This window comes from Vibrio sp. Isolate22 (genome assembly GCF_022398115.1).
Taxonomy (GTDB): Bacteria; Pseudomonadota; Gammaproteobacteria; order Enterobacterales; family Vibrionaceae; genus Vibrio.
The window spans coordinates 18,900-44,366 of record NZ_JAKEUW010000004.1 but is presented as its reverse complement, the minus strand read 5'-3'; the positions used below and the strand labels follow the sequence as shown (position 1 = coordinate 44,366).

General features: G+C 44.6%; 25 protein-coding genes and 1 tRNA gene. 3 read left to right on the top strand and 23 right to left on the bottom strand.

The genetic code is table 11. The features are described 5' to 3' along the window. Window positions 1-31 precede the first annotated feature (31 nt). From L1D55_RS04190 to L1D55_RS04165, 6 genes are all read right to left on the bottom strand, one after another. Window positions 32-1,285: a D-amino acid dehydrogenase gene (locus L1D55_RS04190; protein WP_239916612.1), complete on the bottom strand. Its 1,254-nt coding sequence runs from the start codon at window positions 1,283-1,285 to the stop codon at window positions 32-34. A 295-nt stretch (window positions 1,286-1,580) separates the two neighbouring features. Further along, on the bottom strand, window positions 1,581-2,507 hold the full coding sequence (locus L1D55_RS04185) for a LysR family transcriptional regulator (protein ID WP_239916611.1): 927 nt from the start codon (window positions 2,505-2,507) through the stop codon (window positions 1,581-1,583). 259 nt (window positions 2,508-2,766) lie between these two features. After that, window positions 2,767-3,552, bottom strand: a complete 786-nt coding sequence (locus L1D55_RS04180) for an HAD-IIB family hydrolase (protein WP_239916610.1) — start codon at window positions 3,550-3,552, stop codon at window positions 2,767-2,769. 35 nt (window positions 3,553-3,587) lie between these two features. Continuing rightward, a complete protein-coding gene (locus tag L1D55_RS04175) occupies window positions 3,588-4,871 on the bottom strand; it encodes a TRAP transporter large permease (RefSeq protein ID WP_239916609.1) in 1,284 nt (427 codons plus the stop codon). Between the two features lie 9 nt (window positions 4,872-4,880). Continuing rightward, window positions 4,881-5,345 (bottom strand): TRAP transporter small permease, encoded by a 465-nt coding sequence (locus tag L1D55_RS04170; RefSeq protein WP_239916608.1) that lies wholly within the window; start codon window positions 5,343-5,345, stop codon window positions 4,881-4,883. Window positions 5,346-5,448: 103 nt separating this feature from the next. Continuing rightward, on the bottom strand, window positions 5,449-6,462 hold the full coding sequence (locus tag L1D55_RS04165) for a C4-dicarboxylate TRAP transporter substrate-binding protein (RefSeq protein WP_086713664.1): 1,014 nt from the start codon (window positions 6,460-6,462) through the stop codon (window positions 5,449-5,451). 273 nt (window positions 6,463-6,735) lie between these two features. Between L1D55_RS04165 and L1D55_RS04160 the strand changes: the two genes are divergently transcribed. Together L1D55_RS04160 and L1D55_RS04155 are read left to right on the top strand one after the other, a co-directional pair. Further along, window positions 6,736-7,440 (top strand): glycerophosphodiester phosphodiesterase family protein, encoded by a 705-nt coding sequence (locus L1D55_RS04160; protein ID WP_102426471.1) that lies wholly within the window; start codon window positions 6,736-6,738, stop codon window positions 7,438-7,440. Window positions 7,441-7,449: 9 nt separating this feature from the next. Beyond that, window positions 7,450-8,202 (top strand): DeoR/GlpR family DNA-binding transcription regulator, encoded by a 753-nt coding sequence (locus L1D55_RS04155; protein ID WP_239916607.1) that lies wholly within the window; start codon window positions 7,450-7,452, stop codon window positions 8,200-8,202. A gap of 78 nt (window positions 8,203-8,280) precedes the next feature. On the opposite strand, the gene gltS is transcribed toward L1D55_RS04155, so the two are convergent. The 4 genes from gltS to L1D55_RS04135 all read right to left on the bottom strand — a co-directional run bounded on the left by gltS (window position 8,281) and on the right by L1D55_RS04135 (window position 13,202). Next, a complete protein-coding gene (gene gltS / locus L1D55_RS04150; protein WP_239916606.1) occupies window positions 8,281-9,495 on the bottom strand; it encodes a sodium/glutamate symporter in 1,215 nt (404 codons plus the stop codon). A 255-nt stretch (window positions 9,496-9,750) separates the two neighbouring features. Further along, a tRNA-Ser gene (locus tag L1D55_RS04145) sits at window positions 9,751-9,841 on the bottom strand. A 178-nt stretch (window positions 9,842-10,019) separates the two neighbouring features. Beyond that, the gene (locus L1D55_RS04140; RefSeq protein WP_102423554.1) at window positions 10,020-10,469 is read right to left on the bottom strand and encodes an L-alanine exporter AlaE; all 450 of its coding nucleotides are present in this window, start codon (window positions 10,467-10,469) and stop codon (window positions 10,020-10,022) included. A gap of 249 nt (window positions 10,470-10,718) precedes the next feature. Further along, window positions 10,719-13,202, bottom strand: coding sequence for a hybrid sensor histidine kinase/response regulator (locus tag L1D55_RS04135; protein WP_239916605.1), 2,484 nt, complete (start codon window positions 13,200-13,202; stop codon window positions 10,719-10,721). Between the two features lie 171 nt (window positions 13,203-13,373). On the opposite strand from L1D55_RS04135, the gene L1D55_RS04130 reads away from it, so the two are divergent. Then, on the top strand, window positions 13,374-13,943 hold the full coding sequence (locus L1D55_RS04130; protein WP_008219918.1) for a UPF0149 family protein: 570 nt from the start codon (window positions 13,374-13,376) through the stop codon (window positions 13,941-13,943). A gap of 130 nt (window positions 13,944-14,073) precedes the next feature. On the opposite strand, the gene L1D55_RS04125 is transcribed toward L1D55_RS04130, so the two are convergent. The 13 genes from L1D55_RS04125 to cydA all read right to left on the bottom strand — a co-directional run bounded on the left by L1D55_RS04125 (window position 14,074) and on the right by cydA (window position 25,314). Beyond that, a complete protein-coding gene (locus tag L1D55_RS04125) occupies window positions 14,074-15,105 on the bottom strand; it encodes a potassium channel family protein (protein ID WP_239916604.1) in 1,032 nt (343 codons plus the stop codon). A 175-nt stretch (window positions 15,106-15,280) separates the two neighbouring features. Continuing rightward, window positions 15,281-16,342: a quinolinate synthase NadA gene (gene nadA / locus L1D55_RS04120; RefSeq protein WP_239916603.1), complete on the bottom strand. Its 1,062-nt coding sequence runs from the start codon at window positions 16,340-16,342 to the stop codon at window positions 15,281-15,283. A 146-nt stretch (window positions 16,343-16,488) separates the two neighbouring features. Next, on the bottom strand, window positions 16,489-17,274 hold the full coding sequence (gene ybgF, locus L1D55_RS04115; protein ID WP_004741081.1) for a tol-pal system protein YbgF: 786 nt from the start codon (window positions 17,272-17,274) through the stop codon (window positions 16,489-16,491). Window positions 17,275-17,307: 33 nt separating this feature from the next. Further along, on the bottom strand, window positions 17,308-17,850 hold the full coding sequence (gene pal, locus L1D55_RS04110; RefSeq protein WP_004741083.1) for a peptidoglycan-associated lipoprotein Pal: 543 nt from the start codon (window positions 17,848-17,850) through the stop codon (window positions 17,308-17,310). Window positions 17,851-17,961: 111 nt separating this feature from the next. Next, window positions 17,962-19,314, bottom strand: coding sequence for a Tol-Pal system beta propeller repeat protein TolB (gene tolB, locus L1D55_RS04105; RefSeq protein WP_239916602.1), 1,353 nt, complete (start codon window positions 19,312-19,314; stop codon window positions 17,962-17,964). 12 nt (window positions 19,315-19,326) lie between these two features. Beyond that, complete coding sequence (gene tolA / locus L1D55_RS04100) at window positions 19,327-20,394, bottom strand: cell envelope integrity protein TolA (RefSeq protein ID WP_239916601.1); 1,068 nt, start codon at window positions 20,392-20,394, stop codon at window positions 19,327-19,329. Window positions 20,395-20,407: 13 nt separating this feature from the next. Further along, window positions 20,408-20,851 carry a protein TolR gene (tolR, locus tag L1D55_RS04095; RefSeq protein ID WP_004741086.1) on the bottom strand — a complete coding sequence of 148 codons (444 nt, stop codon included), beginning with the start codon at window positions 20,849-20,851 and terminating at the stop codon, window positions 20,408-20,410. A 3-nt stretch (window positions 20,852-20,854) separates the two neighbouring features. Then, window positions 20,855-21,538 (bottom strand): protein TolQ, encoded by a 684-nt coding sequence (gene tolQ, locus L1D55_RS04090; protein ID WP_008219926.1) that lies wholly within the window; start codon window positions 21,536-21,538, stop codon window positions 20,855-20,857. Then, the gene (gene ybgC, locus L1D55_RS04085; protein ID WP_061032861.1) at window positions 21,528-21,965 is read right to left on the bottom strand and encodes a tol-pal system-associated acyl-CoA thioesterase; all 438 of its coding nucleotides are present in this window, start codon (window positions 21,963-21,965) and stop codon (window positions 21,528-21,530) included. Before ybgC ends, tolQ begins: the two co-directional genes overlap by 11 nt. A gap of 177 nt (window positions 21,966-22,142) precedes the next feature. Beyond that, window positions 22,143-22,445 carry a cyd operon protein YbgE gene (ybgE, locus tag L1D55_RS04080; RefSeq protein ID WP_032498481.1) on the bottom strand — a complete coding sequence of 101 codons (303 nt, stop codon included), beginning with the start codon at window positions 22,443-22,445 and terminating at the stop codon, window positions 22,143-22,145. Continuing rightward, on the bottom strand, window positions 22,438-22,545 hold the full coding sequence (gene cydX, locus L1D55_RS04075; protein ID WP_000270284.1) for a cytochrome bd-I oxidase subunit CydX: 108 nt from the start codon (window positions 22,543-22,545) through the stop codon (window positions 22,438-22,440). The genes ybgE and cydX overlap by 8 nt, the downstream gene beginning before the upstream one ends. Before the next feature lie 31 nt (window positions 22,546-22,576). Next, complete coding sequence (gene cydB, locus L1D55_RS04070; RefSeq protein ID WP_081229852.1) at window positions 22,577-23,713, bottom strand: cytochrome d ubiquinol oxidase subunit II; 1,137 nt, start codon at window positions 23,711-23,713, stop codon at window positions 22,577-22,579. A 14-nt stretch (window positions 23,714-23,727) separates the two neighbouring features. Next, on the bottom strand, window positions 23,728-25,314 hold the full coding sequence (gene cydA, locus L1D55_RS04065) for a cytochrome ubiquinol oxidase subunit I (protein ID WP_239916600.1): 1,587 nt from the start codon (window positions 25,312-25,314) through the stop codon (window positions 23,728-23,730). Between the last annotated feature and the right edge of the window lie 153 nt (window positions 25,315-25,467).

Below are 25,467 nucleotides of genomic sequence, written 5' to 3'. Positions count from 1 at the left end.
GCTAATTGGTCTGTACACGTTTTTTGATGAGTTACATGTAGCGGTGGATGCTCAAGTCGTCTGATTGAATATCGCTATTAGAGCCACTAACTACACTCGCTAACAATTTTCCTGAACCACACGCCATCGTCCACCCCAACGTCCCATGACCAGTATTGGTAAACAAATTCGTAATTGGCGTCTTGCCGATAATAGGCGTGCCATCTGGCGTCATTGGCCTCAAGCCAGTCCAGTACTCTGCTTTAGAGAAGTCCCCAGCCTGCGGGAACAGGTCTTTTATCACCATATCAATCGTCGCTTTGCGCTTTTCAGGAATCATGTAATTGAAACCAGCAAGCTCAGCCGTCCCAGCAATCCGAATCCGATCATCAAAACGCGTCATCGCCACCTTATAAGTTTCATCCATAACGGTTGATGTTGGTGACTTATCCGCACTAACAATTGGCAATGTCAAAGAGTAGCCCTTCACTGGATAAACAGGAATCGACAAGTCGACTTGTTTAAGCAGATCTCGAGAATAACTTCCCGAAGCCACCACGTAAGCGTCCGCTCTAAACTCTCCTTGAGTCGTGGTAATGCTCTGAATATCTTGATTTTTACGGTGCAGCTTGAGTACTTCCGTATCAAACACAAACTGAACACCAAGCGCCTTAGCTTTCTCTGTCAAAGCTAAACAGAATTGGTGACAATCTCCCGTTTCATCATGAGGTAAGTATAAGCCGCCCACCAGCTTGTCTTTCACGTCAGCTAATCCCGGTTCAACCGACAAACACTGGTCAACACCAAACAGCGAGTGCTCAATGCCGCTTTCTTTTAATAGCTTCATATCCTGCTGAATCGCATCCAGTTGTTTCTCGCTTCTGAAGACCTGCAAGGTACCTTGCTGCCGGCCCTCATATGCCAAATTTTCACTGGCTCGAAGGTGGGTTAGACAGTCTCGGCTGTAGTTTGCCACTCTCAACATGCGAGACTTATTCACAGCGTATTTGGCTTCGTTACAGTTAGCGAGCATCTTAGTCGCCCAAGCCACCAACTCTGGAGAAAGTGATGGCTTCACTTTCAAGGGAGCATGTTCTTGAGTGAGCCATTTCATCGCTTTCAACGGAATACCCGGCGCTGCCCAAGGTGAAGAATAGCCATAAGAAATTTGTCCGGCATTCGCGAAACTGGTCTCTTTAGCACTGCTATCTTGGCGGTCGATAACCGTTACTGAGTGACCCTCTTTCGCCAGATACCAAGCACTGGTCAAGCCAATAACACCGCTGCCAATTACAATTACTTCCATTCTATATTCCCCTTCACTCGCCACACAGCCGAGCCTTACTGCCTGTTTGAAACATCTGTCGTTAATAGTTTGTAACGTATTCATCAAGCGTTGACTTAACAATCCAACATGCGTTGATAAAAAGTCAATTTAGTGGAAAGTCGGGAGAATGAGTTTTGGAAGTGTGATGTTGAAGGGCTTCCGAGCACAAGACATTGAGTGGACCCACAGAGTAGCCTCACCCAACAAAGAAGCTCACTGGTAGTAACAAGTTGAGCCAAGAGTAGGACTCTGCGTTTCACCAACCCTGATCTATTTAGATATTGTGAGCATCATGACTTAAGAATGTGGCGTTCTCGATGAGAAAGTCTAAAAAGGTTTCGGCTTGCAATGAGAGTGCACGGCCTTTGAGAGATTGAACTTTCACCGTCGCTTTAGAGAAGGTGTCTAGCTCGGTCGCAACCACTTCAATTTGTCCCGATTTGATCTCATCAAGCACAGTGAGCTTAGGCATAAAGGTCACGCCTAGGCCTGCCGAAACAAAGTTAGTGAGTGCGGTAACAGAGTTAGTTTGAAGCTTAGGTTGCAAAGTGAGATGAGAGTTTTGTTCGGCTTGCTTTACTAGCCTCCCCATACCTGTCGAGTTGTCGATCAAAGCAATAGAAGCCTCTCTAATGTCTTGTAGTGTCACCGGTGCTTGTTGGGTCGTTAGTGCGTGCCCTTTGGGAGCGATAAGCTCTAAAGGGTGGCTACGCTCGACGTGTGAATGCAGTTTAGGGTGAGGAGCAGACGCATAGGTAATCGCAAAATCAATCTGTTGATCTTCCAACATTTTCACCGCATCCAATGCACCCGCTATCTCAATCGATAAATTGATATCAGGGTAACGAGCCATGAAAGTCTGCATAGGTTTAGAGACCAAGTTTGTGATAAACCCTTCCCCAATCGCGATACTCACGTTACCACCCTTGAGGTTTTTCAGCTTGGTTAGGCGAGCCAGCACCGCCGTTTCACTGCGAACGATGGAGCGGTAATAGTTCAATAACTCATTGCCCGCCTCAGTCAGCAGAGATTGGCGATTGTTGCGTTCCCACACCTTCATTTCTGCTTGTGCTTCAAGCTGCGTCAGCATTCTACTCATTGCCGCAGGGTCAACGTTCATCATCTTAGATGCTTTACGCAGTGACCCATATTTTGATAACGCATTCAGATACTCAAGCGCACGAAGATTAAAATGGTGCATGCAACTTCCTTGTGATTCGACTGACACAACACAAGCGTCTCATAGTTTTCTCATTTGCCCATCTAGGAATTGAGATACCGACAGAACAAGTTTGCAAGTTGTGGGCTGAGTCACCAACACAAGCCCCTAAAGTGCGATAGGCGTTATATAGAAGAAGTATTTATTCGTCTCTAATAAAACAAAAACACAGCTCAATCCAACGAAGGAAAGAGCTGTGTTTGATATTCACTATGGGCTGTTTGAAGCAGAGAGACAGTCGCTATTTTAAGGCAAGTAGCTTATCGACAAACTCTGAGAATCCATATCCGCCGGGTTTGCTCATAACCACTGATGGGTGATGCTCTAATCGATCCCAGTAATGCTGAATATTGGCCACACCGACACTGTTCGGCAAAATTTCAAACATGTATTGATCGTTCATCGAGTCACCGACATAGCAACTACGCTCGACTATTTCTTGGTCAGACAGCCCCTTCTCTTTGAGAAAAGCGGTCGATGTTGCTTTCTTAGAGTGCTCACCATACCAAGCATTAATGTGAATAGAGCTTGCTGTGGCGTGTGCACCTAACGCGTGAATCTTAGAGACAATCTCTTCAATAATCGCATCGTCGACTTTTGGACGGTTTTGACCGATGTCTATCGCAACTTCACACAAGCGGTACGACTGATCCAGCGTTAAACTGAGCTCTGGATAATCGCTCAAAATAGCTAAGACTTGTTCTTTCAGTTTGCTCTGATTAGCACTAACTTCTGGCAAAGGAATATCTGAGCGCAATGTCAGATAACCGTTTTTCTTTTCCATAATGAAAGCGCCATTCTCGCCGAGAACCGCATCAACAGGCCACAGCTGAGCAATGTGATCACACCAACCAGCACAAGCGCCCGTTACCGCAACCACTTTCTTGCCCGAATCTCGAAGCTTACTTAAAGCGATCAAGGTTTCAGGCGGCAATTGACCTTGCCACGTTAAGGTGTCATCCACATCGGTTAACACCCAATCTATCTTTTTCCAATTTTGGTTCAATTCATTCGATACCGAATTCATTTCTACACCTCTAAATAATCAATCACTAAACAGTGTTAAAGCAAATTCGGTAAAAACATCACTAAGCTTTCAGAGAAAGTCAGCAACATCAGAACCGTGAGTAGTGCTAGCAACAACGGAGCCACTTCTCTTACGAAGTCGACCATACGAACTTTTAAAATCGAGCAAACCGTAAACATCATCGAGCCAAATGGCGGAGTCACACCACCAATCATGATATTCACAATCACAATAATGCCGAAGTGAACCGGGTTAACGCCTAGGTTGAGCACGGCAGGAAGCAGCAATGGCGTGAGTATGATCATTGCAGCACCGCCTTCGATGAACATGCCAACCACTAACAGCAACACGTTAATCAACAACAGCAAGACGAGCTTGTTGTCGGTAAGTTCAATCAAAGCAGACGCAACATTGTGTGGGATCTGCTCTAGCGTCATGTAGTAACCAAACACCATGGCACCGATAATGATGAACATAACGCTACTGGTGCCCTGCACCGTCTCACGCATGATGAGCGGGATGTGTTTCAAACCCAGTTGACGATAAACGAAGATGCCGATAATCGCACAAAGCAATACAGCGATAGCGCCTGCTTCTGTTGGCGTGAATAAACCGAAACGCATGCCCAGAATAATGCCAAATGGGATCAGCAGTGCCGGAATCGCCTTCAGGAAGTAATGAAAACGCTCTTTGGCAGAAGCAGGCTCAGAGCGCGACGGTTTGTAGCGGCGTTTACGAGCGATGAACGCGATCGTCACCATCAGCGACAACGCCATCAAAAAAGCTGGAACGTAACCCGCAATAAACATTTGATGAACCGACACGTTCGCCAATAAAGCAAAGATGATTAAGTTGATACCCGGTGGAATCACAGGGCTGATACTTGATGACGCAGCTGTTACCGCGGCGGTGAATGGCAAGTCATACCCACGCTTAGTCATCTCGGGAGCAAGAATCTTCGACTGCATCGCCGCATCCGCGTTTGCAGAGCCAGAGATACCCCCCATAAGAGTACTCAATGCCACATTCACTTGAGCAAGACCACCGGTTTTATGCCCAATCATTGAATCGGCAAAGGCGAGTAAGCTCTTACTGATCCCCGCATAGTTCATCACCGAACCCACCATGATAAAGAACGGGATGGCCAACAACGGAAAAGACTCCGCAGAACTAATAAAGCGCTGCATCACCAAGCTCACAGGAATAGAGTCATTGATAAAAAGAAAGTAAACCATCGCCGATGCAATCAAAGAAAACGCGATGGGGATGTTCAAAAGAAATAGAACAAACAGAATAAGGATTGGAAGATAGCTTTCCATGAATCGTACCTACTTAGAAGAGCGCTTTAGAGAATCGACATCGTTCGCGATAAATCGAACGGTGTGGATCGCCATCAATGAGAAACAAAACAACAACACGCCATTGATAACAAAATATGATACGCCCATGACTGGCGTTACCTTGTTAGATAGCATGAGATATTGATAACTCAGAACTGCCATTAAAATGTTCAGAGCCAGTAGGAAAACGGAAACACACAATCTAAATGGGATTTTTGCTTTTTCTGGCAACATGGCAACCACCACATCCACACCCATGTGAAGCTTGTGTTTGTAACAGGAGCTAATCCCTAAGTAGACAGCCCAAATGAAGCAAATAACCGACAGCTCTTCACTCCACGGAACAACAAAGCCAAATCCATAACGCAAGACGACGTTAACGATAACAACCAAAACGGTGATCGAAATAGCGATAGAAGCGAGGATTTCTTCAATATTTTTCAATAAAAACAAAAGACTTCTCCAGCGAAATACCTAATACAACGTGGGTATTTCAGGAATAAAACGGCCTAAGAATATTTAGGCCGTAATCATTAACTAATTAATTTATGCAGAACTACTGTGCAGCTCGGATCGTTTCTAGCTCTTTCATGATCGTCGCGTGTATGCCTTCACTCCAGCTTGGGAACTGGTTGTACACATCTGCCGTTAACTGGTTGAACTCTTCAGAGTTCACTTCATTGAAAGTAACGCCTAACTCTTCAAGTTTCTGAGTGTATTCAACATCCAGTTTGACTAGCTCAGCAGTGTTAGATTCAGCACCCGCCTCTAGCTCTTCGTTGATGATCTGCTGTTGCTCTGGCGTAAACTTGTCCCAAAGCGTTGGTGAAATGTAGATACCCACTGTGCCAAGGAAGTGCTTAGTCAAAGACATGTTCTTAGCCACTTCGTAGATCTTGGTTGAGTACATTGTCAGGATAGAACCTTCAAGACCGTCAACAACGCCTTGTTGAACGCCTGCGTAGGTCTCAGGGAATGGAAGAGAAGCTGGAGCTGCACCCATTGCTGAAAGTGTGCTGATGAACAGCTGACTTTGTGGAACACGAATACGCATGCCTTTCATGTCATCAGAGTTAACGATCTCTTTATTGGTGATCATGTGGCGGAAGCCAAACATGTAGTCTGCATTCAATACTTTGATGCCCTTCTCTTCCGCTTTAGCTTTAAGGCCAGCGACGAAATCAGTGTCCATCATTGCTAAATATTCATCGTAGGTGTTGTACAGCATTGGACCTGCCAGTGCAGCAAAGTCAGGCACGTAATCACCTAGATAAGTCAAATCCTCTACGGCAATCCAGTTGGCACCGTTAACCACTTGTTCCAAGTTATCTTTGTAAACAGGCAATTGACCACCAGGGAAAACTTTAATGTTTACCGAGCCATCGGTTCTTTCTCGAATTTTGTCGGTCGCTTTGATTAGCTCTTGCGTAAGCAGCTCATTTTGAGTGAACACAAGGCTCATGTTGATATTGATCGGCTCGTCTTTAGCTTCAGAACCAGCCTTGTCAGCTTCACCACAACCAACAAGCAGCGTTGCCGCCATAATTACTGTACCTAATAGCTTTTTCATTTTTAATCACCTTTATGTGGCTATCGTTTTCTAAATATAGAGGGTGTTATTAAGTTTTCGTAGAGTATGTGAGTGAATTATTACATTCATATGAACATTTATCTTAGCGATTTGAACATAGTGAGTATAAGGTCTCACTATTGTACAAACTCTATCCAACTCTTTTTAACTAGTTCTCATTTAAAACAGCGCAATATGGTGGAGAGTTAATAAATCTGTAATAAAGTGGAGCTACTGTTTCCTGAATTTTCAAATGAACATCGAGATTGAATTATGATCACAGGCCACCGTGGTGCCGCTTCTTTAGCACCTGAAAATACGTTAGTGAGTATTGAACACGCAGCGAAAGCTGGTGCTAAATGGATTGAAATTGATACCCAGTTGAGCGCTGATGGCATCCCTATGGTTTTTCATGACAAGACAGTCAATCGTTGTACTAACGGAACGGGCAATATCGCCGATTTAGACTTAACCACACTCAAGACGTTAGATGCTGGTAGTTGGTTTGGTAGCGAGTTCGCGGGGACCACGATTCCTACTTTGAGCGAAGCGTTCGATAAATGCCTAGAACTTGATGTAACTCTGAACCTTGAGATCAAAATTTATGACGATAAGGCTATTCAGCCACTCGTTGAAACAGTGATCGCACTGATTGAGCAAAAGCAGTTCCCTATTGAAAAACTGCTCATCTCAAGCTTCAAAAAAGAGGCGCTAAGTCTTTGCCAGCAAATGATGCCTGAGGTTAAACGTGGTTTTATCTGCGAAGTGTGGAACGATTTCAGCCTGGAGTCCCTTCAATCACTTGATCTGTACAGCATTCATATTGATCACCGCATCCTTGATGAGAAAACAGCAAAAGCGATTAAAGCTTCAGGCGCAGTTCTGAAAATATGGACCCTGAACGATCCACAATTGGCGGCTAAATATTTCAACCTAGGCGTCGATAACATCATCACTGACGTACCAAACCAATTTTAGTGGGCTTCTATGGAACTGAACCATCGCCAGAAAGAAATACTCGCAACGCTTAAAGCTAACCAAGATATTCAGATCGACCACCTAGCCGAGTTGTTTTCTGTTACCACTCAAACCATTCGTCGTGACGTAAACCACCTGTGTGAGCAAGGTCTAGCGCGCAGAGTGCACGGAGGCGTCAGCTTACCCACTACGCTCACGAACACGAGTTATCGATTCCGCGCTGGCGTTGAGTCAGAAACAAAAGACAGTATTGCTATAGCAGTTGCCGATGCGATACCTGAAGGCTCAACGGTCATGATGGGCATTGGTACGACCGTCACTCGAATCGCACAGTACTTATTAGCAAAGCCAGCGCTGCGAGTGATCACCAATAACCTTCAGGTCGCTCGTATCCTTGAGGCAAATGACCAGATTGAAGTGTATTTGGCAGGTGGTTTGTTCAGACAAGAGCATCAAGATATGGTGGGAAGTAGCGTGGTCCACTTCTTTTCTGACTTTGAAGCTGACATTGGCATTTGTGGTTGTGGCTCAGTAACAGACAGCCATTTCGCTATGGAACATGAACAAGTTGAAGCTGACCTATCCAAGTCAATCATAAAGAACAGCCGTGAAAGTTGGCTAGTCGCAGATGCCAGTAAATGGGGCCGCTTTGCTGCTCTGAAGGTAGCGTCACTGAATGATTTTGACCGCATCTACACCAACAACACTCAGCTGCCATCGGAATTGAACATACATTTGGTCGAAGACGAAGCACATCAATAAAGATGAAAAACATAGATTAAAAAAAGCCTAGCTTCAACGCTAGGCTTTTTTGATTTAACAAGATAGACCAGAGAAATACTACATCCCAACAAAGAAACTGATCACCAGCGCATTAATCAAATCGACAAAGAAGCCACACACTAAAGGCACGACGATAAATGCTTGTGGGCTCGCACCGTAACGATGAGTCACGGCAGTCATGTTTACAATCGCTGTTGCAGTCGAACCTAAAGTGATGCCTCCGAAGCCAGAACATATCACCACTGAGTCGTAGTTTCTTCCCATCAAGTAATAAACCACAAAGATGGTAAACAGCAGTGAAAGTAGAATCTGGATACTCATGATCACCGAGATGTAACCAAACAACCCATCAAGATCCCAGATTCGTAGCCCCATCAATGCCATGGTTAAGAACATGCCCAAGCAGATATCAGAGATCATTGCCAAACCTTTCCGACCTTGGGCGATTTTTTCTTGCGTGCGACGCTTCTTGAACAAAGCCCGGCCAACGTTTCCGATTAAGATACCCGCGATTAAACAGCTCACGAATAACGGCAGTTTTAGACCCATTGAGTCGATAACTTCACTCAAACTATAACCCAGCATAAGTGTCAGGTTTAGAATCAACCATGCCCATAGAACGCCGTAGTGGCTGAGCTCGGTTTTAGTTTCACTCTCTTGGAATGCACCAACCGTCACCTCTTCTTCATTTGAAGGGCTCACTTTGTGTTTATTAAGAAGGTAGTTGGCAATCGGACCGCCAATGACACAGGCTGCAATCAAACCCACCGTGTTGGACGCCACACCCAGTTCCAACGCGTTAGAAATACCAAACTCTTCCACGAACATTGGTGCCCAAGCTAGAGTTGTACCAACACCGCCAATCAAGCTAATTGAGCCTGACAACAAACCCGCTTTCGCATCCATACCAAAACCCGAGGCGACAGCCATACCAACCACGTTTTGAAGAACAATAAAAGTCGACGCGAGACAGAGCAGGATAAACAGCGGCCGCCCACCTTTTACCAGCGTCTTGATGTCCGCTTGTAGCCCAATACCAGCAAAAAAATAGAGAAGCAGAAAGTCTCTGACATCAAGGCTAAAAGTGATCTGGATTTCAAAGAGATAGTAAAGCGCAGCGACGGTAGCGGCACAAACAAAGCCACCAATAACTGGCTCTGGTAGTGAATACTTCCTTAGTACTTCAGAGCGCTCGATTAAGCCTTTACCAATAAACAGTAATGAGATCGCTATAGTAAAGGAGAGCATTGGAGAAACGAGGGTTTCTGTCATGATGCGGTAGATTCCTAAGAGTTAAGATTATTCATAATGTTGCTTACTCTAAATCTTGTAGATTCATGACAATAAATCAAGCGCTTATCGGTGACATCAATCGCTAATCTGGATCAAAATGCTTCAACATAAACAGTGGGGGTGACGAATACTAAAAGGATTTGAGAAAGTAATGTTTCGAAAGGCAGAAGGATATAAAGATTTAAGTGCCCAAGAACGAGAAAACCCCAGCATTTCTGCTGGGGTTTAGAATAGTGGTGGAAGGATGGGGATTTGAACCCCAGATACGCTATAAACGTATACTCGCTTTCCAGGCGAGCGCCTTAAGCCACTCAGCCATCCTTCCACAAATTGTGTTGAGCTCGTCACTCAACGAGGCGCTACTTTATTGATTCTGCTTGCTTTGGTCAAGGGGCATTATCAAAAAAAGTGCCTTTTTAAGTTTGTTCGATTACAAATTAACTCATTAGATCAAAAACAAACCAAATTTGATGCTATCGCTATTTTTAAGCTTGTTGCTTTTCTTAAGCTTGTTGATAGTAACCTGGAACTCTAAACCACTTACGACACATATCTAAGAAGTAACCGTACAATACGCCCATACCACAAGAGATCACCGCGTTACTGGTTACCGCAGTCACGATCTGGTCACTTGAAGCACCAACAGCTAACAAAATACCAGCATACACTGGAGACTGGAATAACACGTAAGCCATTAAGTCAGAGAGGTTTTTCATCAACGAGCTTTGTGAAAGTTTTGCACCATTACGCAAGAACCAATCACGGAACACGCCATAAGGCCATGCAATCGCAATGTTTACCGGAATCGACAGCGTTCGAGAAGCAAGAGATTGCTCGAACGTCATACCAGAGATGAACACTTCTACGATCATGCCGGAGATAAAACAAAAAACTACCATAGCAAATGTATCCGCCGCTGCGTTACGAATACAAAATGGACCACGAGACTTCATTTAGCGTTAAACCTAAAATATATCACTACCTATTTAGTGATTTAGCAACATATAAACAAGGCACTTTTGCACCCCACCAGATAATGTCGCTATTAAAACACAAGATTAGCAGTCATACATTTCAAATTAAAAATCAAGTTGTAAATTAACAACCAAAAACCATTTAAAAACCAGTCACTTCCACTAAAAAATCACAGCAAGGTTATAATTTAGCCATTTCGTCATTAACTTTCCGTAATTAAACAACAACTATGCCATAGGCAGGTTGACAGTAATTATGTTGATCACATCTTGAGTCGGCGGAGCGCCTAAAGAAACCTGTTCTAATGCTTTATCAACTTGGCGAGAAAGCTCAGCATTGTCCATAGGTTCGACATGCTTACGCAGGCTTTCTAACGCCGATTGAATCAGGTCTAGGTTATTGTCTTCTAACGCGACATAGAGTGTCACGAGTAGCTCTTCGGTATTGTCCTTGTTGCGCAGATCAGGCTTCGGTAGTGAGCGGCTTGGGCTCTTATTTTTATGAAGGTTCGCATCGTGACTATTTAAGCTCACAGGCTCCCCCAAAGACCCGTTCTCATTCTGGCTTTTGGTTTCATGATATTGATAGAGCTTGTTAGAGTAACGGAACAAGGCATCATCAAGTTCACGCTCATCAATCGGCTTAGCGATAATATAATCGACCCCAGCCCCAAGCATGCGCTCACGAGTCTCTTTGAAGACATCAGCCGTACAACCAAAAATCAAGACAGAAGACACTTCACCAATTAACGCTCGAATTGCTGTTGTTGATTCTACGCCGTCCATGACTGGCATGTGGTTATCCATTAACACGAGATCAAATCGCTCAGCAACAAGCACCTGTATTGCCAGTTCACCGTTTTCAACGCTCTTGCAAGTAAAGCCCTTGCTATTCATAAAGGTCTCAATGATTACCGTGTTGGTTCGATTGTCCTCAACGATCAGCACCTTCAAGCCAGAGTAATCTAACTTCTTATGTGGCAGGCTCTCTATTTCACCAGGCTGACAAGGTTGAATTTTCAATCTTACATCAAAGCTCGTGCCTATCCCCTCTTCACTAGTGACAGTAATATTGCCATCCATTAGCTGAGTGATTTTCTTTACAATCGCTAGGCCAAGACCTGTACCACCAAAACGCCTTGTCGTCGAAGACTCTGCTTGTTCAAACGGTTTGAAGATACGCTTTTGGGCTTCTTTCGATATACCGATGCCGGTATCACGAACTCGAATGCTGAGGTAAGTATCGCTGCCCTCGACTATCTCTTTAAGGTAAACCTCAACAAAACCACGCGAGGTGAACTTCACTGCGTTATTTAAGAGGTTAAATAGAATTTGACGCAAGCGTGCTTTGTCGGAGAAGTACCAGCGACCGGAAGGCACTTCCGAGTACACCTTAAATTGGAGCCCTTTCTCAGAAGACAATGTGTAATAAACACTATTGATACTGCCGATGATCGAATCCAAAGGGAAGCGCGTCTCATCAAGGTCTAACCTACCCTGTTCAATCTTAGAGAAGTCCAAGATTTCGTTCAGCAAGGTCATCATGTGATCGCCTGATTCATACAGACTCTTGAGGTGCTTCTCTTGTTCAGCATTAAGCGGGGTTTTTAACAGAATTTGCGCGGTACCCAAAACGCCATTCATCGGGGTACGAATTTCGTGTGACAGGGTCGCAAGGAAAGCGGTCTTTGCATTGGTTGATGCTTGCGCTTTCACTTTTTCTGCTTCGAGATATACCGTCTTCTCATTGAAGGTTTTGATCAGGTGGCCGATCTCATCATGACTTGAATAATCAACATCAATCACCTCACCGGCTTTTGAACTGTTGACCTGAGTGGCGATGTTGGTGATTGGAGTGATTAAATAACGGTTAAGTAAGTAGTAACCCGCCATCACACACAGTAGCAACAAGGGCACAATACCACCCTCGATACTCATCACCTGACGAAACACTTCGTCTGCTACCCGCGATTTAGAGTTAACAACATCAACTTGCCAGCCAAACTCACCGAATTGATTGCTACTGATGTAGATCCCTTCGACAAGGTTAAAGTTATGAGAAACCAGCACTTGGTTGAGCTTGTCTCTCAAGGTTATACCAAGGTTGTACTCTTCTGCGTGGTTCTTAATAAAACCCAGCAACTCTTCCAAAGAGAGATCCACCGTCGCGATACCTGCAAAGGTGCCATCGTAGTAATAAGGCGAAGACGCTGTGATCATTCGAACGTGCGTGTAAGGATCGATGTAGACATCACTCCATGAGATGGTTCCCTGAGGTTCATCGACCACCGAGGTATACCAATACTCTTCGTGATAAGGGGCATTTTTAGGGTTGTTGTAAGAAAACAGCTGATCGATGGTTCCATCGTCAGCTTTGTTGAAGAAGTAACTGTTTAAGAGCTTGTCGGAGTCTAACGCATAAGGTTCTGGCCAAATGCCAGCACTGACGATGGTGTCGTCACTCGCGGCCAACATCGACTTAAACAGAGGGATAACATCTTCGCCTTTACGATGCGCCTGAGCAAAACCAACTAGACTATCAACAAAACCTTGAGAGCTGCTGAGTGGCTCTGTAATCAACGAAGACAGTAATTGCGTACGTAGGTCGAGGTTCTGTTGCAGTTTGGCACGCACAGGAGATTCTACGACGTAATAAGTGACGCTACCGACAATAGCGATAAACATTGCAAGGTATAACCCAAGCGCTACCATGCTTTTTTTCTTTAAAGACGACCGTATCTGCATAATTCTTTTATTGTTTTCTTTTCTGTTAAACCTAGTGTTTATCCTCAACGACATCAAGCCTTTTTAGATTGAAGCTTGATTGGCACAAGTTCATTGGTACTATAAGCGCAAATATGTTCCCTTTTACGGTACCTCACTTTGACTTTACAAGATATTCTTGCGCTTCCAGAGTTGGAAGGAAAGCTAATCACAGAACACAAAACCATGGGCTTTGTCACTGCAATGGCTGCAGCGCCTAATGTGTTAACCCCGCATGAGTGGCTACCGTTCCTTTGGGGTGGCGAAGAAGTCGCTCCTTTCACTGATGGCGAGCAACTAGAAAGCTACATTGAAGTAATCATTGCGCTTTGGAACAAAACTCGTCCAGAATTAATCGAAGGCACTTGGGTTTGGCCTGAAGCTTGTCAATTGGACGAAGAGGAAGTGGTTAATACTGCTGCTCGTGATTTCTGTGAAGGCTTACTTCAAGGCTGGCAGATTGCTCGTGATGATTGGGAAACGCTAATGCCTGAAGATAGCGAAGACAACGCTCTGGTTGGCGGCGTTCTACTTTCTCTTAGCATGCTTTACGATCCAGAAACTTCAATCGCAACACTTGCAGAACAAGGTATCGAAGGCCTAGAGCAATTTGAAGAGATCTTCAATGCAGTTCCTGTAATGCTTTGTGGTCTAACTCAGCGCGGTATTGCACTGGCTGAAGCTCAATAAAAGTATTCAACAGAAGCTACGAAACAAACTGCAAAAGGCCTCATGATGAGGCCTTTTTTAATGCAAAAATGCTCAGTAAAGCGAAGTACTCTAATGCCTAGAAGAGCGTTCACGTAAAAAGAGTCGCGACTTAAAAACCTTTCCAATCAAAGTCGTCGATACGCTCATCGGCAATATAGAACAACTTAGTACCGCTACTGACGACTTGATCCAATTCTGGATTGAGCTCAATACCGTTTCCAGAGTCTATCGCAATCAACGTAGCTTGATACTTCTCTTTAAACACAGAGAAAATTGGCGCCACAGTCACAGGTTCGGCATCTTCAGGGTAGTAAGTCGAATACTGCGTCATACCTCTCGTCGAGCTGAGCAGCTCTTGATGCAGCGCACTGGATCCCGGATCGACCGCAGCCTTTGCTAGCATCTCCGCGCCTACCGCAGGAATACACTCAGAGTTCGGGCAATGTTTATGTAGCAGGTCACTCAATGCTTCATCTTTAAAGTAAACCAACAGATGCGCTTCTGGGTTTCGGTTGGCACAGTAAAGTGCAGCCGATAAAGTAATATCATCTTCAGGGTTATCAATCAGAATACAGCTGGCTGATTCAATCCCCGTCTTTTCCATCTCTTTACCATCAGTGTAGCTATTCACCTTAACGAAACTGATTTCACCAGGGAGTGGGTTTTCAATGTCTGAACGCGTACATAACACAATTGGACGCCTACCCGTCTCTTCATGCTGGAGCATACGGATAAGGTGAATGGTTCTTTGCTCATTCCACCCCAACATTAAAATATGATTTTCCACTCGTACTCTCCTTTTTCCTAACAAGCCAGCTCGCCAATATTCAACACCTTCTGTGGCAACCTTACCGAGTAACGCAGCAAACAGACTAAGTCCACCCGGAATCACAAATAGAATGACAATCCATCGACCCGCTTCTGTCGTTGGTGATAAGTCGCCATACCCTACTGTCGAAGCAGTCACCACTAAGTAATACGCGAATGTAGTAAACGAACTGGTTAAGTCCGTCTCCCCCACCAAATACAAACTCGACCATGAAATAAACACATAGCCGAGAAAAGTAAACAGTAGGTTTTTGCCGTTCAAAACAAAGATGTTTGCTTTGATCCAACGTTTGAGTTGCAACCAGATTATCATTCGAGCCTCAAATCCTTCGATCTTACTTACATGCTAGAAAAAATACGCGATATCAACAAGATGAATCATCAGAAAAAGATACATGCTCACAAGATTGATATTAGCAAGCTATCTTTAGGTACAAAAAAACCAGCACTATAGGCTGGTTTTTAATTTAGTCAGATAAGTAAGCCGCTTACGCGTTACCTTTTACCTGCATGTTTAACTGCTCTGCGAAATCTAACATACGGTTCAATGGGATGAGAGATTTAACACGTAGCTCGTCAGAAACGAAGATTTCGTGTTGCTCTCCGCCATTCTCAAGTGCGTTTTCAATTGCCTCAAGACCGTTCATTGCCATCCAAGGACAGTGCGCACAGCTACGACAAGTTGCACCAGCACCCGCCGTTGGCGCTTCAATCAGCTCTTTTTGAGGAACCAGTTGTTGCATCTTGAAGAAGATGCCTTTGTCTGTCGCAACAATCATCTGTGGGTGCGGCAGCTCTTTTGCTTTCTTGATTAATTGGCTAGTAGAGCCAACAGCATCAGCCAACTCAACAACACTTGCTGGAGATTCTGGGTGCACAAGAATTGCAGCTTCAGGGTATACCGATTTCATCTTTCTCAATGCATCTGCAGAGAACTCATCGTGAACGATACACTCACCTTGCCAAAGCAACATGTCAGCGCCGGTTTGATTCGCGATGTAAGAACCTAAGTGACGGTCAGGACCCCAAATGATTGGTTTGCCTTCAGCGTCTAGGCTTTCAACAATTTCCAAAGCAATGCTCGACGTAACCACCCAGTCTGCACGAGCTTTAACAGCCGCAGAAGTGTTTGCGTATACAACCACCGTGTGGTCAGGGTGAGCATCACAAAATTCTGTGAATTTATCAGCAGGACAGCCAAGGTCTAATGAACATTCAGCTTCAAGCGTTGGCATTAGAATGCGTTTTTCAGGAGTAAGGATCTTTGCAGACTCGCCCATAAAACGGACACCAGCGATGATCAAAGTGCTTGCTGAGTGACGGTTACCGAATTTAGCCATTTCTAATGAATCGCCGACGAAACCACCAGTTTCTTCTGCCAGAGCCTGAATTTCAGGATCTGTGTAGTAGTGTGCAATTAGAACTGCATCTTTTTCTTGAAGTAGTTTTTTGATGTTTGCGATGTGGGCCTGTTTCTGAGCGTCGCTCAGTGGAACTGGCTTAGGCGGAAACGGGTAAACTGTATCGATTTTATCTAGTATATGACTCATTGCTCTTGCTCTACGCAACTTCTTCCGAGAATCCGAGTATTCTACACAGGACAGGCATGAGGATCAAAAAGGATTGGTTGTAAGCAAGCACGATTGGGTATTGAAGCGGGTATAAAAAAGAGGCGCCTTAGCACCTCTATTTGATTTTATAAGTGGGTTTGTGCCACTTTGGCCGAAGCACTGTTTGGGTACTCGGTAACGACTTGTTGGTAATATTTCTTAGCTTGCGCCGCATTGTTATTGCGCGCTGCTATGTCACCAAGCTTAACCAGTGCGTCCGCTCGCTTGTTTGAGTCTTTGTACGACACAACAGCGGCAAAGCTCTTCACAGCCTCTTTATCCTGCTTCTTAGCAAAATAAAGCTGACCTAACCAGTAATGAGAGTTAGGTGTGAAGGTGGAATCTGGGAAGTCTTTTTGAAACTGTTGGAATGCAGCAATCGCACCCGTGTAGTCTCGTTGCTTGAGAATCATGTCTACAGCATTTTGATAAGCAGTCTGCTCATCAACATCAGTACTGAACGTACCAGAAGCTTCTTTAGAGCCTTCGCTCGCGGCTACTGCTACTGTTGCGGTACCTGCTGCTTTCACCTCACCTCTTACGCGATCAAGCTCGATAAAGAGTTCACGTTGGCGCTCTAGCATTTGTTTCATATCGTAACTGTTGCGTTCTAGCTCACCACGAAGCTCACTGATTTCCAGTGCCATATCGTCCATTTGCTGTTGCATTTGAAGCTGAACAAGATTGCGATTTTGAAGCAGGCGCTCTAAACGCTCAATATCTGATTCGTTAGATGCTGATCGAGAGGAAGAAGAAGTTGAATTGGTTGCGGTGCTATTGAGATCGGATACTGGAGCTGGTGCAGCGAACGCAGTGTTCGCTGCACTTGCCAGTAACGAAAGCAAAATGACTCGCTTTGTGTTACTGAACATGAGGCAATTCCTCAATTAAATAGCTTACTAGGATTAGTAAACTAGTACTGCGCGACGGTTTTTAGCGTACACATCTTCAGATTGACCTAGAAGAAGTGGCTTCTCTTCACCGTAGCTTACGATAGAGATTTGGTCAGCTTGAACACCTAGAGCTTGTAGGTATTTTGCTACAGCTTGTGCACGACGCTCGCCAAGTGCGATGTTGTACTCTGGAGTACCGCGCTCGTCAGCGTGACCTTCGATAGTTACTTTCATGTCTACGTTCTTAACTAGGTAAGCTGCGTGAGCTGCAAGCATTTCTTCGTAGTCGCCAGCGATAGTAGAGTTATCGAATGCGAAGTAGATTGTTTGAGTTTCACGTAGTGCTTGCTCTTTAAGCTCTTGCTCAGACAGTTGACCGTTAGCGTCAATTGGCGTTACAACAGTTGTATCTACGTTGCCTTCTGAACCAGAAGTAGTTTGGTTGCTTTCAGTACCAGATGTTGCAGATGTTGCTTCATCAGTTGAGCTACATGCCGTTACTGCCATCACTGGTAGTGCAATCATTAAGCCTTTAAGAACTTTATTAAGTTGCATCGTTTTTTCCTTACGTTATCAAACTTAGTTTCTACAGCGACTAAGTGCTATAGATAGTTAAATGCCACAATAGTTAACACTATCAATAGCTAAAAGAATATGTGACTTATCCTAGAGGAACGGAGACCATGCAGGCGCTCTTACACGTCCGTTGGTAGCCGGTAATCTAGCTTTAAAACGGCCATCGATAGAAACCATCGATAGTACGTTCGTCTTGTTGTAAATAGAGCTATAGATAACCATACCTCCATTTGGTGCAATACTTGGAGACTCATCTAACAGTGTTTTTGTTAGTACTTGAACCGCACCAGTTTCCAAATCTTGCTTAGCCAAGTTAAAGCCTGAGTTGCTGCGATTAACCATGATCAGGAATCGTCCATCAGGGGTAATCTGGCCACCTAAGTTTTGGCTACCTTGCCAAGTAATACGAGATGTCGAATTATTTGACAAATTTACATTATATATCTGAGGTTTACCACCACGATCAGACGTAAAGATAAGAGACTTACCGTCTGGATGCCAGAATGGTTCCGTATTATTCGAACGGCCGCGGGTAATTTGAGTCAGCTTACGGCTTGCTAGGTCAAGTGTGTACACCTGAAGGCTGCCTGTTTTCGACAATACTAGCGCGAGCCTTTTACCATCAGGAGAGAATCTTGGCGCACCATTATGACGAGGGTATGACGTCACTTTCTCACGCTCACCCGTGTAAATATTCATGATGAAGATTTCAGCTTGGCCATTCTGGAAGCTCACGTAAGCAAGCTTTTTGCCGTCTGGAGACCATGCTGGAGACATTAGAGGCTGTTTAGAGCGAAGTACTAGGCGCTCATTGAAACCATCGTAGTCTGCTACGCGAAGCTGGTACGGGTATTTGTCTTTGTCGTTCACAACAACGTAAGAGATACGTGTTAGAAACGCGCCTTTCTCACCTGTTAGCTCTTCATATACCAAATCAGAGATACGGTGTGCGTACTCTCTTAGGCGCTTACCTGGTACGGTCGCTTTCTTATTGAACAACACGTGATCTTTTGAAAGTACCAATTGACCTTCATCGCTTAGCGCGCGGCTTTGGCCTTTCGTTAACTGGCCACGAACAATATCGATCAGTTGGTAATTCACCACGTACTGCCCTTCGGCATTTTTTGTGATGCTACCAGTTAATAGTGAATCAACGCCTAGGTTAGTCCAAGCATCAAAGTTTACCTCTGTTTCGCTGTAAGGCGTTTGAGGCATTTTGCTTGTCGCAACTGGGCTGAATTTACCACTACGCTGTAAGTCAGAAGCGATAACCGCTGACACATCGTGTGGTAGTGGCTCAGCACCTTCCCAGCGGAAAGGTACGATAGCGATAGGTCGTGCAGAGTTAATACCATCTGTAATAACCAGCTCCAGTGCTGCATGCGCAAACTGGCTGCTTGTCGCTATTACAAAAACAAAACTCAGTAATAGTTTCTTTAACACAAGTTCGTCCTTTTACTCTGGTGATACCGTTAAATTAATGTCTTTTAGTGATTTCACAATATCAGGGTCTTTAGGCAGTGGGTAAGATTGTACCTGTGCCACCGCGCGTTTGGTTGCTGCACATAGACGGCTATCGCCATCCAATATGCTTAGACTACCCAAGATAGCATTTGATCCTGTTGGAATAAGCTTAAGGTTTACTCGGCATGAGCGGCCTCGGTAGCTGTCTTCTAACAATAGGTTTTGCTGAATCAATTGAGTGTAAATTGCACCGTAACGCTGTGCTTCATCACTAATAAATTGTTGTCTTGCCGAAGAGTTTTGAGTCGCTTCAGTTTCAAGCCCTGCAAAGATATCGTTCAGTGCAGCTTCTTGCTGTTTACGCTCTTTCTCAGCTCTGGCTGCCGCCTCTTTTGTCTTACGGGCTTTCTCTGCTGCAGCGGCTGCTTCTTTCTCTTTCGCTATACGCTGCTTCTCAGCACGTTCAGCGGCTTCTTTTTCTTTACGAGCTTTTTCAGCGGCCTCTTGTGCAGCTTTTTCTTTTGCCACGCGTTCTTGTTCCGCTTTTGCAATCGCTGCTTCTTTCGCTTTACGCTCTTTCTCAGCTTTCACTAGAGCCGCCTCTTTTAACTTGCGGTCTGCTTCTGCTTTAGCGGCTTTCTTCTTCTCTTGCTCTAAACGTGCCTGTTCAGCTTTGCGTTTCTTCTCGTTTTCGACACGTCGCTTTTCTGCTTCTCGTGCGGCTTTCGCATCCTTCGCTTGTTGCTCTTTTAGCTTACGGATGTTTTCTTCTTCGGCCTTGCGATTCTTTTTTAGCCTTTCACTTTCGCGTCGAAGCTTGTCTAGGCGCTCTTGCTCTTTCTTACTCGCCGCTTCACGTTGTTGACGAATTTGTTGAGCTTGTTGACGAACCAATTGAGGGTCAATAACTACAGCCTGCACCATCTGCCCAGTAGGCTTAGGTTCAGACATAGTAAAATCCGCTCCCCATATGAGTGCAACGAATAAGACTACGTGCAGCCCAAGTGAAATTAGAAGCGGCTTTTTGAAACTGTTGGATTTTTTATTATTCGCTTTCATGAATGCTACGGAGCTATTCCCTTATATCCGTTAAAAGGCCAACCTTTGGCACACCTGCACGGCTTAATTCATCAAGTAATAAAACCACTTCAGCATATGGAGTCGCAGCATCGCCACCCACCGCTACTGGAGAATTCGGTTTCAAAGACAGTTCAGCTTTTACTCGAACGATGATGTCTTCCAATGATAGACCTCGCTGTACCTCTTCGTCGTTAACGCTTAGGCCAAGCTCGCCGTCTTTATTCACTTCAACGATAATGAAACTCGCGTTGTCATCACCTAATAAATCTTGCGCTGATTTAGCAGTAGACGCCTGTGGCAGTTCAACATCCACACCTTGAGTTACAAACGGCGACGTCACCATGAAAATGATCAGCAATACGAGCATAACGTCGATATAAGGTACGACGTTAATCTCAGCTGTCATCTTGCGTTTTTTAGGTTGGTATCCAGCCATCTATTATTCCCTGCCAGCCATCGCTTGACGGTGAAGAATGCTGTGGAACTCTTCAGAGAAAGTCGCGTAGTTATGTTCTAGCTTACCAACACTGCTGCTAAAGCGGTTGTATGCCATTACAGCTGGAATCGCAGCGAATAGACCCATCGCAGTTGCGATAAGAGCTTCTGCAATACCTGGTGCTACCATCGCCAATGTCGCTTGCTTCACTTCACCTAACGCGATGAATGAGTGCATGATACCCCAGACGGTACCGAACAGGCCGATGTATGGACTTATAGAACCAACCGTCGCCAAGAAAGGTAAGTTAGTTTCTAGCTCATCCACTTCACGAGCCACTGCTACGCGCATTGCACGGCCAGTGCCTTCCATGATGAAGTCGGGAGATGTCGCATTCGATTTACGAAGGCGTGCGAATTCAGTAAAGCCTGCGTAGAAAATCTCTTCAGTTCCAGAAAGCTCATCTTTGCGCTTGTTGCTCTCTTGGTACAACTTAGCCAAATCAACACCAGACCAGAATTTATCTTCGAAGACTTCTGCTTGTTTAGAAGCTTGAGATAGCACTTTACTTCTTTTTATGATCATTGCCCAAGAAACGACAGACATGCCCATAAGAGTCAGCATGACCATTTTAACTAGTAAACTAGCTTCTAGAATTAGGCCTAAGATTGAGATTTCAGCAGTCACTATTCGTTAGCTCCGTAAGAATAAATGTTGGCATTGCCTTGGGTTTCATTTTTTGATTGTCGATACATGCTACCTTAACCATTGCTTTACACAATGCTTTGCCATCAGGATTTACGATCTCTTGACAGAAGACCAAGGTAGCTCGCTTTAACTCGTAAATATTTGTAATGACTTGTAAAGAATCATCAAGACGTGCGCCTTGAATGAAATCAATGTCCATATGTCTGACTACAAAACCGATGTTTTGTTCTAATAATACTTGTTGAGAAACGCCAATTGAACGCAACATCTCAGTTCGAGCACGCTCGAAGAACTTGAGATAGTTCGAGTGGTACACCACGCCACCTGCATCGGTGTCTTCGTAATATACGGTTACTGGCCACGTAAACGGCTTAGATAATCCCTGCAAATTGATACCACAAACCAAAAATCGATAAAGACATCACTATAACCTAACTCCTTATCATTAATAGTATATGGCAGTGAATTTTTTGATTTAACAGACGAAAAAAAAGGCCATCTGTATAAGATGACCTCTTTTTGACTAAAAACCCAACAAGTATAAAGACTCACGTTGAATGAGAACCTAAAACCACACCTATTTTTATAGAAGGCGTAGCACTGTTAAGTACAGCAGAATGGTAAGTGAAACGTATGGGCTAAACAGCAGTTGCCACATCCAAGCTCTCGGCTTAAACCCAACACCGTAAACCATGCTTGAGCACACAGCCCAGATAAACATAGGCCCGATGATCGCGTTAAAGCCACCGATGCTTGCTGCATACGCTTCAGGATCCCACATCACTAAACCAACATGCATGAAACCCAATATTAGGGACAAAGCTCTTAGGAGAGTCTTGTCCATTGGTCGATGCAGCTTAGCGACTTGTTCTGCGAGATTACTCACTGTCTTTGTCCATCATTTCAGAATGCTCAAGCCATAGAGCATTGATGATGCCGAATGCACATGCTAGAAGTACACCCAAAATCCATGCGAAATACCACATAAAATTTCTCCTAAGTTATTTCACTTCTAGCTTAGTAAGCTGAAACGTCGTTATCTTCGATGTGTTTCTTATCTAGGCGACCGAACATTTTGTAGTATGTCCAAGTTGTGTAGCCAAGAATCACAGGAACCATTACCGCCGCAACTGCAGTCATTAGACCAAGTGTCAGCTCACTCGCTGTTGAATCCCACATAGTCAAACTATGGTCAGGGTTCAGGCTTGATGGCATTACGAATGGGAACATTGCGAAACCAGCCGTTAAGATCACACCAGCGTTAGATAGGCTCGAGAATAAGAAAGCGAAACCACCGCGCTCAAGACGAGATGCAATCACAGCGAATAGTGGCATAACCACACCAAGAATCGGTGCTGCCCACATTGCTGGGTATGTCTCGAAGTTTGTCATCCACGCGCCAACTTGAAGTGATACTTCTTTGTTTAGCGGGTTAGAGTCTGCGAACGTGTCAATCGTGCTTGTAATTACATAGCCTTCGATAGATTGAACCCAGAAGCCACCAATAACAAATAGAACAATTGAGATTAGGCCTGTGATCTGAGCAACGTTACGAGCACGAGCGTGCAGCGCTTCTGTTGTCTTCATTTGTAGCCACGTTGCGCCTTGCGTCACGAACAACATCAAAGCCAATACACCACATAGCAATGCAAATGGATTTAGCAGAGCGAAGAATGTACCGTGGTACTTAGACATCATTAGATCGTTAAGGTCAAATGGAACACCTTGTAGTAGGTTACCAAATGCTACACCAAAGATGATTGGCGGAACTGTGCCACTAAAGCAAAGTGCGTAGTCCCACGTTTTACGCCATTTTGGGTCTTCAATCTTAGAACGGTAATCAAGTGCAAGTGGTCGTAACCAAAGCGCTGCTAACGTCGCGTACATTGCGAAGTAGAAGCCAGAGAACGACGTTGCGTAAACTAGCGGCCAAGCTGCAAACAGTGCACCACCAGCCGTGATCAACCAAACTTGGTTACCATCCCAGTGAGGGGCAATCGTATTCAGCATGATACGACGTTCAGTGTCACTCTTACCGATAACCGGTGAAAGTGCTGCAACACCCATATCGAAACCATCTGTTACTGCGAAACCTACCAGTAGAACACCGATTAGGATCCACCAAATAAGTCGTAAGCTTTCGTAATCAAACATTAATATTCCCTCACTTATACTTCAACTGAACGGCTAACTTTGTCTTCAACAGAGTTATCGTTTTGTTCGAAGTGGTAACGGCCTGTCTTCAAGCTACTTGGACCTTTACGTGCGAATTTCAGCATTAGGTAAACTTCGGCAATCAGGAACACTGTGTACAGTGCCAAGATAGCGAATAGAGAAGTCCAAAGCTGTTCAATAGTCAGTGCTGATGCAGCAACGTTAACCGGTAGGATTTCACCAACCGCCCATGGTTGACGACCAAACTCAGCAACGAACCAACCTGCTTCAATCGCAATCCAAGGTAGTGGGATTGAGAACAGTGCCGCTTTAAGTACCCATGGTTTCTGTTCGATCTTCTGACGACACGTTTGAACAAACGCCGCACCGAATACAAACAGCATGATGAAGCCACAAGCAACCATCAGACGGAATGACCAGAATAGAGGCCAAACTGTTGGGATTGAATCATCCGCAGCCATTTGGATTTGGTCTTCTGTTGCATCAACAACGTTGTCTGTGTAGCGCTTAAGAAGTAGACCGTAACCTAGGTCACCTTTCACTTCATCGAATGCTACCATGTTTTCTTCAGACTTATCGCCCGCACGCAGTTTCTCAAGAAGCTCATATGCGTACATACCTGTACGGATGCGATCAACGTGGTCATCACGTAGGTCACGTAGACCCGTTACTTCTTTATCAAGAGAACGCGTTGCAATGATACCCATTACGTAAGGAATCTTAATTGCGTAGTCAGTATCCATTGTTTCTTGGTTAGGAATACCAAAAACAGTAAATGCTGCTGGTGCTTCTTCCGTGTGCCATTCTGCTTCTACTGCAGCTAGCTTCACTTTCTGAACTTCACCAAGCTCGTAACCAGATTCGTCACCTAGCACGATTACTGACAGGATCGCCGCCATACCGAAAGATGCTGCAATCGCGAAAGAACGACGAGCAAAGGCAAGGTCACGACCTTTAAGAATGTAGTATGAGCTGATACCAAGGATGAACATCGCACCCGTTGTGTAACCAGACGCTACTGTGTGTACGAATTTAACTTGCGCTACTGGGTTTAGTACAACTTCAGCGAAGCTCACCATTTCCATACGCATAGTTTCAAAGTTAAATTCCGCACCCACTGGGTTTTGCATCCAGCCATTTGCTACCAAGATCCAAAGCGCTGAGAAGTTAGAGCCTAGTGCTACTAACCAAGTTACCGCTAAGTGCTGACGCTTTGACAGTCTGTCCCAACCGAAGAAGAAAAGGCCAACAAAAGTAGACTCTAGGAAGAATGCAACAAGCGCTTCGATAGCTAGCGGAGCACCAAAGATGTCGCCAACATAGTGAGAATAGTAAGACCAGTTAGTACCAAACTGGAACTCCATGGTTAAGCCTGTCGCTACACCAAGAGCAAAGTTAATACCAAACAATTTACCCCAGAACTTGGTCATGTCCTTGTAAATTTGCTTGCCAGTCATTACATAAACAGACTCCATGATGGCAAGTAGAAATGCCATACCTAAAGTCAGTGGAACAAATAGGAAGTGATACATCGCTGTAAATGCAAATTGCAATCGCGACAGATCAACAACATCAATCATGGTAACTCCTTTGTGTCGGCTGAATGACACTTGTGTGATTATTCACCTCAAAAATCCATGTTAAAACAATTTGTAAAATTGTTATTACAACTTGAAATTTGTAGCAAAAACGTACCGTTATAGTTAGATTATTGTTAAGCATAAGCTAATATA